This window comes from Cedecea sp., from assembly GCF_036500665.1.
GTDB lineage: Bacteria > Pseudomonadota > Gammaproteobacteria > Enterobacterales > Enterobacteriaceae > Cedecea.
In genome coordinates this window covers 41,711-53,862 of the sequence record NZ_DASYBS010000056.1, presented here as the reverse complement: position 1 = coordinate 53,862, position 12,152 = coordinate 41,711, and the positions used below count along the sequence as shown (strand labels likewise).

The window sequence follows — 12,152 nt, the reverse complement described above, 5'->3', positions numbered from 1 at the left end:
CGAGGGCGTTATGGAACACATTACGTTGTCATTTCCGGCAACCCGCACGGCCACAGGCAAAGCCCTGGCTGGCGTGGTGGGCTCCGGCGATATGGAAGTCCTGTTTTCTGCCGCACAGGGGCAGACTCTGACCATCGACATCACCACCTCCGTCGATAACAGCGAAAAACGCTGGAAAGCACTTTTCGAGCGCCTGGCCGCGCTAAGCAGCCTGCCTGCCGGAGAGTTGAAAATTCATGATTTTGGCGCGACGCCGGGCGTGGCGCGTATCCGTATCGAACAGGTCTTTGAGGAGGTGGCTCATGCGTGACGACAGCAGCTTTATTGAATTAAGAGCCCGCGAGCGCGCACGTCTGCTGCTGGATGAAGGCAGCTATCGTGAATTGCTTGACCCGTTCGACGGCATTGTTTCGCCGTGGCTGGGGCCGCAGGGCATTGTGCCGCAGTCTGATGACGGCATGGTCGTTGCCAAAGGCACGATTAACGGTGGCCCGGCGGTGGTGATTGCCATCGAAGGCGCATTCCAGGGCGGCAGCATGGGCGAAGTGTCCGGCGCAAAAATGGCGGCCGCGCTTGAACTGGCGGCGGAAGATAACCGCAATGGCATTCCTACTCAGGCTGTGCTTTGTCTGGAAACCGGCGGCGTGCGCCTGCAGGAGGCCAACCTCGGCCTGGCGGCGATTGCCGATATCCACGCGGCGATTGTCGATTTACGTCGCTACACCCCGGTGATTGGCGTTGTGGCCGGCACCGTGGGCTGCTTCGGCGGGATGTCGATCGCCGCCGCGCTTTGCAGCTATTTGATTGTGACTCGCGAGGCACGTCTTGGCCTGAACGGCCCGCAGGTTATCGAGCAGGAAGCGGGCATTGAGGAATATGACTCCCGCGATCGGCCGTTTATCTGGGGCATGACCGGCGGTGAAGTTCGCTATCAGAGCGGGCTGGTGGATGCGCTGGTTGGTGACGGCATTCATGCCGTGAAGCAGGCGGTCAACGAAGCCATCGCCAAAGGCGTTCCGGCGCAGCATCGCACCGATAGCTACGCGTGGTATCTGGATCGCCTGACCCATTTCGACACCGGCCAGCAGGCTGATGCCGAACAGATCAAACAGCTTTTTGGGGAGAAACGTTAATGAGCCAGAAACTGAATCGCGCCGCCGTTTGGCTGGATACTTTAGTTCCGGATGCACCTCGTATGGCGGGGCTGTGCGCCTCCGTACAGGTTGCCGACGGCAACGTTGACGGGAAACCTGCCCGCTTTATCGCCGTGGTGCCCGATGCCAATAACCATTATCCCCGTGCTGCTGGCGGCGAAGTGGGGCTGTTAGAAGGCTGGACGCTGGCAAAAGTGGTCAGCGAAACCATCGCTGAAGATGCAAACAAGGCTGAAAAGCGCGCCATCGTTGCGGTGATTGATGTCCCAAGCCAGGCCTATGGCCGCCGCGAAGAGGCATTCGGTATTCATCAGGCGCTGGCCGGTGCCGCAGGCGCTTATGCCAATGCTCGCCTGGCCGGGCATCCTGTTGTGGGCCTGATTGTCGGCAAAGCGATGTCCGGGGCGTTTCTCGCCCATGGTTACCAGGCTAACCGGCTGATCGCCTTTAACGACAAGGGCGTGATGATCCACGCGATGGGGAAAGAGTCCGCCGCGCGCATCACCTTACGCACCGTGGAGGCGCTGGAGAAGCTGGCCGCCACCATCCCACCGATGGCTTACGACATCAGCAACTACGAAACTCTCGGCCTGCTTTCGGCGCTGCTGGATATCAGCCACCCGGATGCTCCGCAGAGCGACGATGTGGCAAAAGTGAAGGCTGCTCTGAGTACGGCGGTGAAAGAAGCACGGAGCGAGACTTCGCTGAAATGCCGTCTGCTGGCGAAAAATCGCCACAGTTCGGCGCTGGTTCGCGAACGTATGCGCGCCAGCTGGTAATAAAAAAAGACAAACCTGCCGGACTCTATAACCAGGCACGGTACGCCGTGCCTGAGTAAAAAAAACGTCCGAAAATAATAAATATCGCGACCGTGCTAACTCTCTTTATTGACTCAAGGTGAAGTTATGACTTACGTGATCGTTCATGCTCTGGCCCCTATTTTTGTCATCATGCTGCTGGGATTTTTCGCCGGCAAAGCGAAAATGGTCGATAACAAAAATGTCTCGCTGTTAAACATTTTTGTCATGGACTTTGCTCTACCCGCCGCGCTGTTTAGCGCGACCGTTCAAACGCCGTGGCTTGGCATTGTTCAACAGTCACCGCTGATTGTGGTGCTGGTGCTTGCGATGTGGATTACCTACGCGGCGATTTACTTCCTGGCGACCAGCGTATTTAAAAAGTCGCCGCAGGATGCCGCCGTGCTGACCCTTACCGTGGCGCTGCCTAACTATGCCGCGCTCGGCCTGCCAATTTTAGGCAGCGTGCTCGGTGAAGGCTCTTCGACTTCGCTTTCCGTGGCGGTGTCGATTGCCTGCGGTTCCGTCCTGATGACACCGTTCTGCCTGCTGATTCTTGAGCGTGAAAAAGCGCGTGCGGCCGGTGAAAGCAGCGGCTCAACGCTGGCGATGCTGCCGGTGCTGATGTGGCGTTCGGTGAAAAAACCTATCGTCTGGGGACCATTGCTTGGGGTTGTGCTGTCGGCTATCGGTATCCGTATGCCTGACCTGCTGCTGGCCTCTATTAAACCGCTGGGCCTGGCCGCCACCGCTGCCGCGCTGTTCCTGACCGGGGTGATCCTGTCGGCCCGCAGGCTGCAGATCAACACCATGGTGATAACCGCGACCGTCACCAAGCTGCTGATTCAGCCGTTCATCGCCTGGGGCATCGTGCTGGCGCTTGGCCTGACCGGCCCGGTTGCGATTACCTCCATCCTGATGATTGCCCTGGCCGCCGGCTTCTTTGGCGTGGTCTTTGGCAACCGTTTTGGCGTGCAGTCGCCGGATGCAGAAGCCGTGTTGTTGCTAAGCTCGGTACTCTCTATCCTGTCGCTACCGCTGTTTATTACGCTGACTTCAGGACTTTAAATAATGCCGACATTACGCCCCCACGATCTCCTTTGGCTCTCTGACCGCGAAACGCTGGAAGGTGCTAACGAGGAGTGGGTCACAAGCCAGTGGCGCCCTGCGCTGCCGGTGGTGGTGCGGCGTGATGTCGAGCGTGACGGATGGGTTCCGGTAGGCGTGCGAGGAATGCGGCGCGACCAGCGAGCTGCGGGTTGGGTGAATCCGGCGAGCGTGAGGCGCGTCGTCAGCCCGGAGGCGTTATCTAACCGTGACCTGCTGCTCAATTCCCCGTTTGTTTCTATGCCGCCGGTGCAGGGGGCGATTCAACTGGCAAGCCGACCGTGGGCATGGCGCTGGGGCATTACCGGGAGCGTAGGCTATGCGCTGGCAACCGAAGTGCCGGTGATGCACGCCGCAAGCGATCTGGATTTGCTGATTCGCTGCCCACAGCCGATAGCAAAAGAGGCGCTGGCAGGGTGGCAGAGCCTGGCCGATAAACTGCTTTGCCGGGCTGATACACAAATCGAAACGCCCTACGGCGCGTTTGCGCTGGCGGAATGGCTAAGGGAAAAGCGCGTGCTGCTGAAAACCAATCAGGGACCGCAGCTGGTGGTTAATCCCTGGCAGCCGGAGGATAACGGATGAAGATACTTTTTACCTTTCCCGGACAGGGAACGCAGCGTGCGGATATGCTGCAAAATTTACCCGAGCGTGACGCCATCATGGCGCAGGTGAGGGCGGTTTTAGGGGATGAAGCAGACCGGCTGGATAGCGCCGTTGCGCTTAAGCATACTCGCGCGGTGCAGCTTTGCCTGCTAATCGCAGGCGTGGCCTGGGCGCAGGAGCTTGAGCGTAACGGCGTGAAGCCGGACATGGTCAGCGGCCTGTCTATCGGGGCGTTTCCGGCCGCGGTGATGGCCGGCGTCATCAGTTTTTCCGATGCCCTGCGGCTGGTGGCGCTTCGTGGCGACCTGATGGAACAGGCTTATCCAGAAGGTTACGGCTTAACGGCCATCGTCGGGCTGCGTCTTGAGCAGGTTGAAGCCCTGGTGGCGGGCAGCGGAACCTATATTGCGAATATCAATGCCGAGCAGCAAATCGTCATTGCCGGGAGCGAGCAGGCTATGGAGAAGGTGGCGCACCGGGCGCTGGAGCAGGGGGCGCAAAAAGCTCGCCAATTAGCGGTTAGCGTGCCGTCCCACTGCGCTTTGCTGAATGAACCCGCACAGCAGCTTAAGCAGGCGTTTGCCGATGTGGCCTTGAGCCGCCCGTCCTGCGCTTATCTCAGCGGCAGCACGGGCCGCGTGCTTTGGCTACCGGAACAGATTGCGGAAGATCTGGCGCTCAACATGGCACGGACGGTGCGCTGGCGAGAGGCGATGGTTGCCGCCAACGAGCGCGACGTGCGTCTGGCTGTTGAAATGCCGCCGGGCAGCGTACTTTCGGGCCTGACACGGCAGGCGTTTCGGGAAGGAATCACCGTCTGCCGCGAACAGAATAGCGTGGCGGCCATCGTTCATCTTGCGGAAAAAACTAAGGCGGCGCGTTAGGCGTATCGATAAACGAGCGCGCGTACATGCGCCCTTCGGCGGCCAGCGCCAGCAGGTTCGGATCAAGCTCGCGATTACGGGCGAAGACGATAGCGATGGTCTGCTTCATCTGGTACTGCTCGGCAAGCCTTAAAAGCTGCACCGAATTTTCATACACCTTCTTCATTCTTCCGGGCATCAACGTGAGCCCGACGCCCGCCTGTACCAGGCTGACCATTGAGAAAATGTCGTTTACGCGGGTGACGATTTCCGGTTCGAAACCGGCGACGCTAAAGGCTTCCTGAAAGCCCGCGTAGGTCGCAAAGCCTTCCGCGAGCGAAACAAATTTTTCACCGTGGAACTCGCGCAGATCTGCCGGGTGGCTGGTGTCGAGCGGGAAGCTGGCCGGTGCGGCGAGGAAAATATCGTCCCGGAACATCGGCAGGACTTCCAGCCTTGAGCGATCGACTTCGCCTTCGGAAATAGAAATCAGGATGGCGTCCAGCACGCCGTCTTCCAGCATATTCAGCAGCACCTGATTTGAGCCCATGGTGAGGTCCATTTCCAGCTCCGGTCGTCTCAGTTTCATGCCCATGATCAGTTTCGGAACGGTTTCGAGCGTCAGAGAATAGAGGGTACCGATGCGCAGCCGGCCCTGGCCAACGCCCGCGGCCTGGCGGGTTTCATCGATGCCGCGCGCCATCAGCGCCACCACTTCTTTGCAGTGTTCCAGCAGGGTGAGCGCAGATTCCAGCGGCACCAGGTTGCGCCCTTTATGAATAAACAGCGGGCAGCGCACGCCTTCTTCCAGCGTATGCAGCGCGCGATGCACGCTAACCCCGCTAATACCCAGCGCTTCGGCGGTGCGCGCAATGTTCCCTTTCTCCATAAACTCCATAAAGATCTCAAGCTTACGGAAGGTGATTTCAGCGTCGATTTTCATTAGAGGATAATCTTTGGATGTTTGACGCCGCAGGCTTTTGCATAGCGGACAACAGTTTCAATACTGGCTTTGATAATATTGGCTTCCATACGAGAGACCGTTGGCGGCGTGACGCCCATACGTTCGGCAACCTGCGCACGTGTTAGCCCTTCATGGCTGCGCCATTCCGCAAGCATTGCCTGCAGACGCAGCTTACGCTCTTCGGCTTCATAGGCGGCCTGGACTTCGGGATTGGTTAGCAGGTCTGCACGCGCTTTTTCCCAGTCGATACTTTTACTCTTTTTCATTGAGCATCTCCTCTAGTCGTTGAAAAGCCAGCCTGATTTCCTCGGTTGGTGTTTTTGCCGTTTTCTTAACAAAAACCCGTAAAAGATAAATAACTCGTCCTTTTTGGTAGACGTAAAGCCCCCGTGCGATATGGGTTCCCATCGTTCTTATTTCAAACAGCCCATTGCCTAAGGGTTTGCTATCAGGCTCACGCAGTGATGTCGCATTTTGTTTAATTTTATCAATCAGATGCAGCATTTTTGCCTGAACGACGGGAGGCAATTCGGTTATTTCATCGAAGACATCCACATGCAATTGAACGCGAAACATACGGTCACTCCCTGACGAGGTTAACATAACAATTAAATTGCCTTATGAGCTAATTTTTATTGCCGATGCTGGCGGCAAAACCAGGCGAAAATCAGCCTAAATCGCGCCTGACTTCTTTTCTATCTCCCGCTTTTGTTTTTGTGTAATGCCTCGTGAACGTCGATTCCTTTGCCATAAGCAACGCCAATAATGACGGCAAAACTGTCCTCCCATCACACTTTCGAACAAAAAGGGCCGCTGGAAAACCGGCCTTTTATCACCCGGTTATGTGACCAGATTCACGGTAAGCCAGCGGAAAACCTCCATTCCGGGCCTTTATGTGGAACAGATCACTATTGCCTCGCCGATTTCCACTTCTAAGTGGAAAACAACTCGCTACAAACCTTCCACCCCGCCACGTAGTTTAAAAAACAGATTAGTTAACGAGGTACCCAGGGTGAATAACGGAGCGGTAATGGTTAATGAAGCCGAGGAATTAACGACGCGTATTCAGGATTTTATTTACGCGCTGTTCAAAAGTAAGCACATCACGCCCAACGCGGTACAGGAACAAATGCTGGCCTCCCACGTGAAGGCGATGGCACATCGCTCTCTTACCGGGGAGCCGTTACCAGAAGTAGAAGAGAGCTTGTTCGAGGAGATCTCCGCCGAGTCGATGGAAATGGCGCAGGCGGTGGTCGATCAGTTCGGGAATCTGCCGGTAGAAGAAGCGTGGTTGCTGTCAGTGCATTTCGAAGTGGCGAAAGACAATCTTTGAATCATCAGGAGAAAAAAATGGAACAAATTACCGTAGTGATTGGTGACCGTCTGGGCAAAGGCCAGAAAGTTGCAGCAGGGATCGAAAAAGCGGGCGGTCGCGCCGTGGTTATTCCAGGCGTCGCCGCCGACATGAAGCTGGGCGACGTGATGAAAGCAGAAAACGCCACTTTTGGTATCTCCTTCTGCGGCAGCGGCGGCGCGGGCGCTATCACCGCACAAACCAAACATGGCTACAAAGCCAAATACGGCATGCGCTCCGTTGATGAAGGCGTGACGGCGATTAACGAAGGCAACAACGTGCTTGGCTTTGGCTTTATGGACAAAGAAGAACTGGGCGAGCGCCTGGTGCTGGCCTGGAACAAGAAGTACGGCAGCTGAGTATGAAAGAGAAATTCGCCACTACGGTGCGGGTCAGCGGGCGCGGCGATACCAAAGCCAAAGCCTTCTCCGACGCCCTGAACCACGTTCAGGGCACGGTGCTCAAATCCACCAACCACATTCTTCTGCGCATTGAGCCACAGGACGTGCAGGTTGTTCAGGCGCAGGTCAGGGTGCGTAAAGAAGCTTTTCTGTTCTTCTTCCTGCGCCGGGAAAGGCGGAGCTACAGCGTGGAGCTGGATGTTTCCGTCAACGTGACGGCTCTTAACCTCGATGAGGTGGATTTCGTCTCTAATTAATTCAAACATTTATACCCAATTAGCTGGTGTTGTAGCAAGGCAGCAAGGGAAGGCAGTCCGATGAGCTTACTTGGGTAAGTGATTCGGGTGACTGAGCGCAGCTAACGCGGCTACAGCGACAGATAAGCAGGGTAGAAAAGGGCAGATACATGTTCTTAATCATATTATTCAAATCACTCATTATCGGCGGCCTCGTCGGTGTGGGCGTTGGTGCCGGAGCCGCGCGTATGTTCCATGCGCCAACCACTCAGGGCATGGGCGCATTTCGTACACTCGGCGAGCTGAACTCCTGCGAAGGGGACCCGGCTTCCCACTTCTCCTTTGGGCTTGGCTTCTTCTTCAACGCGTGGGCTTCTTCCGTTGCAGCAGGTGCGTTCACCCAGGACGTTGACCACCGCATCATCCCTAACTGGGGCGCGGCGGCACTGATGGTGAAGAATCGCAACGTGGCGGAAACCCTCCACGACCCAAGAAAAATGGCTATCGCTTGCGGCATCATCGGCATGATCGTGGTGGCGTTTCTGAACTCAACCGCGTCTGCGGTGCCGGCGGCGCTTCAGGTGACGGCGGTGAAAGTGCTGGTGCCTGCGGCCAACCTGCTGGTGAACACCGTGATGCCGGTTATTTTCTGGCTGGCGGCTATCGACGCCGGTAAAAAATCTGGTTTCTGGGCAACCATCTTCGGCGGCGCAGCGCAGCTGATCATGGGTAACGCCGTACCGGGTCTGGTGCTGGGCATCCTGATCGGTAAAGGCGTTGAAGAAAGCGGCTGGCACCGCGTTACCAAAGTGATGATGACGGCTATCGTTGCCCTCTTTGTTCTGAGTGCCTTCTTCCGCGGGTTCGACATGAAGATGATCGAGTCTTTCCACATGACCGTGCCGAACTGGCTGGATCTGCTGCATAACTCGCTGAGCGGCAAATAAGGGGATAACGCATGGAACAGAATAAAGGCTTTTGGTACGCGGACTGGTCATTCCCAATCTTTGTTGGCCTGCTCTCCTCCGGCGTGTTTGCCGGGACACACATGTACTACCTGTACGGCATCGGCGCGTTTAACGAAGTGGCCTTTGTGGCGATGCTGAAGTCCGGGATTGATACCGGCGTGTACGGCGCGGTCGCCGCGTTTGGCGCAAGCTTCCTGTTTGCCCGCATCATCGAAGGCTCCCTGGTGGGGATCCTGGATATTGGTGGGGCGATTCAAACCGGCGTGGGCCTTGGCGTTCCTGCGCTGCTGCTGGGCGCGGGCTTTGTTTTCCCGGTTGCTAACTTTGGCGCTTCGCTGGTCACCGGGCTGGTGATTGGTCTGGCCATTGGCTACCTCATTATCCTGGCGCGTAAGTTCACTATTAACCAGAGCGACTCCACCTACGGGGCGGATGTGATGATGGGCGCGGGTAACGCTTCCGGCCGCTTCCTTGGGCCGCTGATTATCCTCAGCGCCATGACGGCTTCGATTCCCATCGGCATCGGCTCGTTAATTGGCTCTTTAGTGTTTTACCTCTGGGGCAAACCGATTACCGGCGGTGCGATCCTCGGCGCAATGATTTTAGGCTCCATCTTCCCGGTAGCGTTGTAAGCAGTATTTCCAGGGCGGACGGGCTGTGGCTCGCCCGCCAGTTAAGGAGAAAAATATGTTTGACCTGATCCTGCGCGAGGCGCGGCTGGCGGACGATACCGTTATCGATATCGCCCTGAAGGACGGCAAAATTGCCGCTTTGGGTAAGATTACCGGCGAGGCTGGCGAAGAGCGCCAGTTGAACGGCGAATATTACGTCAGCGCCGGCTGGATTGACTCCCACGTTCACTGTTACCCGAAATCCCCTATCTACCACGACGAGCCTGACAGCGTGGGCATTCATACCGGCGTCACCACGGTGGTGGACGCGGGCAGCACCGGCGCTGATGACGTCGACGATTTTTATCAAATCACCCGCAGCGCGACGACCGACGTTTATGCCCTGCTGAACATTTCCCGCGTGGGCCTGATTGCCCAGAACGAACTGTCCAATATGGCGAATATCGACGCTGACGCCGTGCGCGGCGCGGTGAAGCGCCACCCGGACTTTATTGTGGGCTTAAAAGCACGCATGAGCAGCAGCGTGGTGGGCGATAACGGCATTACGCCGCTGGTGCGCGCCAAGGCTATCCAGAAAGAAAACGGTGATTTGCCGCTGATGGTGCACATCGGCAACAACCCGCCGGACCTCGATGAAGTGGCCGAACTGCTGACCAGCGGCGACATCATTACCCATTGCTACAACGGCAAGCCAAACCGCATTCTCAATCCTGCCGGGCAACTGAGAGCCTCCGTGGCGCAGGCTATTCAGCGCGGCGTGCGTCTGGATGTCGGGCACGGCACCGCCAGCTTTAGTTTTGACGTGGCGCGTGTCGCTATTCAACAGGGCATTCTGCCACACAGCATCAGCTCGGATATTTACTGCCGCAACCGCATCAGCGGCCCGGTGCATTCCCTCGGCGCGGTGATGTCGAAATTCCTCTCCATTGGCCTGTCATTGCCTCAGGTGATCGACTGCGTGACCGCTCACGCCGCCGATGGATTACGTCTGAAAAATAAAGGCCGCCTGGCCGTGGGGCTGGATGGCGATCTGACCGTTTTTGAGCTGCGTCGTCAGCCAACGGTATTTACCGACGCAGAGCAGCAAACGCTGACGGGTGACCAGGTGCTGGTTGCGCTGGCCGCGGTGCGCGCCGGGAAGTGGTTTGACTGTGAATAAGGGAAAGCAGAACATGTCTTCGATCTATGAAAAATACAATTTAAAACAGGTAATTAACGCATCTGGCCGCATGACCGCTCTCGGTGTGTCAACGCCACGCCCGGAAGTGGTGGACGCGGTCACCACCGGCATGAATCACTACTTCGAAATGAAGGATCTGGTTAATAAGACAGGCGCCTACATCGCCGGGCTGCTCGACGTTGAGGCGGCGACCGTGGTGTCCTGCGCTTCTGCCGGTATTGCCCAGTCCGTCGCTGCGGTGCTGGTAAAAGACAATCAATGGCTGATCGAGAACCTGCATGCTGCGCCGCTGGAAAACAACGAGATCGTGCTGCCGAAGGGCCACAACGTTAACTTCGGCGCGCCGGTCGGCACCATGGTGAACCTGGGCGGCGGCAAAATCGTTGAAGCGGGCTACGCCAACGAATGTTCAGCGGATCAGCTGGCTGCGGCCATTTCTCCACGCACGGCGGCCATTTTGTACATCAAATCCCACCATTCGGTGCAGAAAAGCATGCTCAGCGTTGAGCAGGCCGTTGTCGTGGCGCGTAAACACAACCTGCCGCTGATCGTAGACGCTGCGGCAGAAGAAGATTTGGCATGCTATTACCGCGCCGGGGCCGACCTGGTGATTTACAGCGGCGCGAAAGCTATCGAAGGCCCAACCAGCGGGCTGGTGATCGGCAAAGAGCAGTACGTCGAGTGGGTGAAGCTGCAAACCGGCGGCATCGGGCGTGCGATGAAAGTTGGCAAAGAAGGCATTCTCGGCCTGACCTGCGCGATTGAACATTACCTGAGTGCGGCCAAAGAGAGCGGGGCCGAAATGGTCGCCAAAATGACGCCGTTTATCGACAGCCTGAACACGCTGAATGGCGTTACCGCGCGCGTGGTGTGGGACGCAGCCGGCCGCGATATCGCCCGCAGCGAAATCAAGTTCGACGAAGCGACCGTCGGCATCAGCACCGGTGAGCTGGTCAGCGCGCTGAAGCAGGGCGAATACGCCATCTACTTCCGTGGCTACAAGGCGAACGAAGGCATTATTGAAGCGGATGTGCGCAGCGTCAGCGCGGCACAGCTGGAGATTATTTACCGCTGCATCAAAGCGCTGGTAAGCAAGGAGAAATAAGCATGAAACTGACCCCGAATTTTTACCGCGACCGTGTGTGCCTGAACGTCCTGGCCGGCTCCAAAGAAAACGCCAAAGAGATTTACCGGGCGGCGGAAGGCCACGTGCTGGTCGGCGTGTTATCTAAAAACTACCCGGATGTAGCAAGTGCGGTCGCCGACATGCGTGATTACGCGGCGCTTATCGACAACGCGCTGTCCGTTGGCCTTGGCGCAGGCGATCCGAACCAATCTGCAATGGTGAGCGAAATCTCCGGCCAAATTCAGCCTCAGCACGTCAATCAGGTCTTTACCGGCGTGGGTACCAGCCGTGCGCTGCTGGGCCAGAATGACAGCGTAGTCAACGGCCTGGTTTCGCCAACCGGCACCGTAGGAATGGTGAAAATCTCCACCGGCCCGCTAAGCTCAGGCGCGGCAGACGGCATCGTGCCTGTTGAAACAGCTATTGCGCTGCTGAAGGATATGGGCGGCAGCTCAATCAAATATTTCCCGATGGGTGGGCTGGAGTGCCGTGAAGAGTATCAGGCGGTAGCGGAAGCCTGTGCGAAGCATGACTTCTGGCTTGAACCGACCGGCGGTATCGATCTCGAAAACTTCGAAGAGATCCTGAAGATTGCGCTGGACGCTGGCGTCAGCAAAGTGATCCCGCATATTTACAGCTCGATCATCGACAAGGCCAGCGGCAATACCCGTCCGGCGGATGTGGCTACGCTGCTGGCGATGACGAAGAAGCTGGTGGGGTAAAGCACTGTTTCCCCTCAACCCGACCCTCTCCCCAAAGGGGCG

17 protein-coding genes are annotated in these 12,152 nt (G+C 57.2%); 14 read left to right on the top strand and 3 right to left on the bottom strand.

The window, feature by feature from the left end; translation table 11 throughout:
* Positions 1-10: 10 nt before the first annotated feature.
* From mdcC to mdcH, 6 genes are all read left to right on the top strand, one after another.
* The gene (gene mdcC / locus VGM55_RS08900; protein ID WP_038476359.1) at positions 11-310 is read left to right on the top strand and encodes a malonate decarboxylase acyl carrier protein; all 300 of its coding nucleotides are present in this window, start codon (positions 11-13) and stop codon (positions 308-310) included.
* Positions 303-1,133 carry a biotin-independent malonate decarboxylase subunit beta gene (locus VGM55_RS08895; RefSeq protein ID WP_331635267.1) on the top strand — a complete coding sequence of 277 codons (831 nt, stop codon included), beginning with the start codon at positions 303-305 and terminating at the stop codon, positions 1,131-1,133. The genes mdcC and VGM55_RS08895 overlap by 8 nt, the downstream gene beginning before the upstream one ends.
* Positions 1,133-1,933 (top strand): biotin-independent malonate decarboxylase subunit gamma, encoded by an 801-nt coding sequence (gene mdcE / locus VGM55_RS08890; RefSeq protein WP_331635266.1) that lies wholly within the window; start codon positions 1,133-1,135, stop codon positions 1,931-1,933. The genes VGM55_RS08895 and mdcE overlap by 1 nt, the downstream gene beginning before the upstream one ends.
* A gap of 126 nt (positions 1,934-2,059) precedes the next feature.
* On the top strand, positions 2,060-3,019 hold the full coding sequence (locus tag VGM55_RS08885) for an AEC family transporter (RefSeq protein WP_331635265.1): 960 nt from the start codon (positions 2,060-2,062) through the stop codon (positions 3,017-3,019).
* A 3-nt stretch (positions 3,020-3,022) separates the two neighbouring features.
* The gene (locus VGM55_RS08880; RefSeq protein WP_331635264.1) at positions 3,023-3,643 is read left to right on the top strand and encodes a malonate decarboxylase holo-ACP synthase; all 621 of its coding nucleotides are present in this window, start codon (positions 3,023-3,025) and stop codon (positions 3,641-3,643) included.
* Positions 3,640-4,548 carry a malonate decarboxylase subunit epsilon gene (gene mdcH / locus VGM55_RS08875; protein WP_331635263.1) on the top strand — a complete coding sequence of 303 codons (909 nt, stop codon included), beginning with the start codon at positions 3,640-3,642 and terminating at the stop codon, positions 4,546-4,548. Before VGM55_RS08880 ends, mdcH begins: the two co-directional genes overlap by 4 nt.
* Here mdcH and VGM55_RS08870 read toward each other — a convergent pair.
* From VGM55_RS08870 to VGM55_RS08860, 3 genes are read right to left on the bottom strand one after another with little or no spacing between them, the layout of a single operon-like run.
* Complete coding sequence (locus VGM55_RS08870) at positions 4,532-5,470, bottom strand: LysR family transcriptional regulator (RefSeq protein ID WP_038476341.1); 939 nt, start codon at positions 5,468-5,470, stop codon at positions 4,532-4,534. The genes mdcH and VGM55_RS08870 overlap by 17 nt on opposite strands.
* A complete protein-coding gene (locus VGM55_RS08865) occupies positions 5,470-5,757 on the bottom strand; it encodes a helix-turn-helix domain-containing protein (protein WP_052048993.1) in 288 nt (95 codons plus the stop codon). Before VGM55_RS08865 ends, VGM55_RS08870 begins: the two co-directional genes overlap by 1 nt.
* Positions 5,744-6,067: a type II toxin-antitoxin system RelE/ParE family toxin gene (locus tag VGM55_RS08860; protein ID WP_331635262.1), complete on the bottom strand. Its 324-nt coding sequence runs from the start codon at positions 6,065-6,067 to the stop codon at positions 5,744-5,746. Before VGM55_RS08860 ends, VGM55_RS08865 begins: the two co-directional genes overlap by 14 nt.
* A 454-nt stretch (positions 6,068-6,521) precedes the next feature.
* On the opposite strand from VGM55_RS08860, the gene VGM55_RS08855 reads away from it, so the two are divergent.
* The 8 genes from VGM55_RS08855 to dagF all read left to right on the top strand — a co-directional run bounded on the left by VGM55_RS08855 (position 6,522) and on the right by dagF (position 12,110).
* Positions 6,522-6,824, top strand: a complete 303-nt coding sequence (locus VGM55_RS08855; RefSeq protein ID WP_154189012.1) for a glycine dehydrogenase — start codon at positions 6,522-6,524, stop codon at positions 6,822-6,824.
* 17 nt (positions 6,825-6,841) lie between these two features.
* Positions 6,842-7,204, top strand: coding sequence for an SFCGS family glycine-rich protein (locus VGM55_RS08850; protein ID WP_038476335.1), 363 nt, complete (start codon positions 6,842-6,844; stop codon positions 7,202-7,204).
* 2 nt (positions 7,205-7,206) lie between these two features.
* The gene (locus tag VGM55_RS08845; RefSeq protein WP_039289594.1) at positions 7,207-7,503 is read left to right on the top strand and encodes a DUF4312 family protein; all 297 of its coding nucleotides are present in this window, start codon (positions 7,207-7,209) and stop codon (positions 7,501-7,503) included.
* A gap of 149 nt (positions 7,504-7,652) precedes the next feature.
* On the top strand, positions 7,653-8,429 hold the full coding sequence (locus VGM55_RS08840) for a DUF4311 domain-containing protein (protein WP_154189011.1): 777 nt from the start codon (positions 7,653-7,655) through the stop codon (positions 8,427-8,429).
* Positions 8,430-8,440: 11 nt separating this feature from the next.
* Positions 8,441-9,082, top strand: coding sequence for a DUF4310 family protein (locus tag VGM55_RS08835; protein ID WP_154189010.1), 642 nt, complete (start codon positions 8,441-8,443; stop codon positions 9,080-9,082).
* Positions 9,083-9,137: 55 nt separating this feature from the next.
* Positions 9,138-10,241, top strand: a complete 1,104-nt coding sequence (locus tag VGM55_RS08830; RefSeq protein ID WP_154189009.1) for an amidohydrolase/deacetylase family metallohydrolase — start codon at positions 9,138-9,140, stop codon at positions 10,239-10,241.
* 13 nt (positions 10,242-10,254) lie between these two features.
* Complete coding sequence (locus VGM55_RS08825; RefSeq protein WP_154189008.1) at positions 10,255-11,367, top strand: DgaE family pyridoxal phosphate-dependent ammonia lyase; 1,113 nt, start codon at positions 10,255-10,257, stop codon at positions 11,365-11,367.
* A 2-nt stretch (positions 11,368-11,369) separates the two neighbouring features.
* Positions 11,370-12,110: a 2-dehydro-3-deoxy-phosphogluconate aldolase gene (gene dagF / locus VGM55_RS08820; RefSeq protein WP_331635261.1), complete on the top strand. Its 741-nt coding sequence runs from the start codon at positions 11,370-11,372 to the stop codon at positions 12,108-12,110.
* Positions 12,111-12,152 lie beyond the last annotated feature (42 nt).

Excerpts from the sequence above, each read along its gene's own strand:
- mdcC (WP_038476359.1), top strand. The coding sequence starts at position 11 with ATGGAACACATTACGTTGTCATTTCCGGCAACCCGCACGGCCACAGGC.
- VGM55_RS08895 (WP_331635267.1), top strand. The coding sequence starts at position 303 with ATGCGTGACGACAGCAGCTTTATTGAATTAAGAGCCCGCGAGCGCGCA.
- mdcE (WP_331635266.1), top strand. The coding sequence starts at position 1,133 with ATGAGCCAGAAACTGAATCGCGCCGCCGTTTGGCTGGATACTTTAGTT.
- VGM55_RS08885 (WP_331635265.1), top strand. The coding sequence starts at position 2,060 with ATGACTTACGTGATCGTTCATGCTCTGGCCCCTATTTTTGTCATCATG.
- VGM55_RS08880 (WP_331635264.1), top strand. The coding sequence starts at position 3,023 with ATGCCGACATTACGCCCCCACGATCTCCTTTGGCTCTCTGACCGCGAA.
- mdcH (WP_331635263.1), top strand. The coding sequence starts at position 3,640 with ATGAAGATACTTTTTACCTTTCCCGGACAGGGAACGCAGCGTGCGGAT.
- VGM55_RS08870 (WP_038476341.1), bottom strand. The coding sequence starts at position 5,470 with ATGAAAATCGACGCTGAAATCACCTTCCGTAAGCTTGAGATCTTTATG.
- VGM55_RS08865 (WP_052048993.1), bottom strand. The coding sequence starts at position 5,757 with ATGAAAAAGAGTAAAAGTATCGACTGGGAAAAAGCGCGTGCAGACCTG.
- VGM55_RS08860 (WP_331635262.1), bottom strand. The coding sequence starts at position 6,067 with ATGTTTCGCGTTCAATTGCATGTGGATGTCTTCGATGAAATAACCGAA.
- VGM55_RS08855 (WP_154189012.1), top strand. The coding sequence starts at position 6,522 with ATGGTTAATGAAGCCGAGGAATTAACGACGCGTATTCAGGATTTTATT.
- VGM55_RS08850 (WP_038476335.1), top strand. The coding sequence starts at position 6,842 with ATGGAACAAATTACCGTAGTGATTGGTGACCGTCTGGGCAAAGGCCAG.
- VGM55_RS08845 (WP_039289594.1), top strand. The coding sequence starts at position 7,207 with ATGAAAGAGAAATTCGCCACTACGGTGCGGGTCAGCGGGCGCGGCGAT.
- VGM55_RS08840 (WP_154189011.1), top strand. The coding sequence starts at position 7,653 with ATGTTCTTAATCATATTATTCAAATCACTCATTATCGGCGGCCTCGTC.
- VGM55_RS08835 (WP_154189010.1), top strand. The coding sequence starts at position 8,441 with ATGGAACAGAATAAAGGCTTTTGGTACGCGGACTGGTCATTCCCAATC.
- VGM55_RS08830 (WP_154189009.1), top strand. The coding sequence starts at position 9,138 with ATGTTTGACCTGATCCTGCGCGAGGCGCGGCTGGCGGACGATACCGTT.
- VGM55_RS08825 (WP_154189008.1), top strand. The coding sequence starts at position 10,255 with ATGTCTTCGATCTATGAAAAATACAATTTAAAACAGGTAATTAACGCA.
- dagF (WP_331635261.1), top strand. The coding sequence starts at position 11,370 with ATGAAACTGACCCCGAATTTTTACCGCGACCGTGTGTGCCTGAACGTC.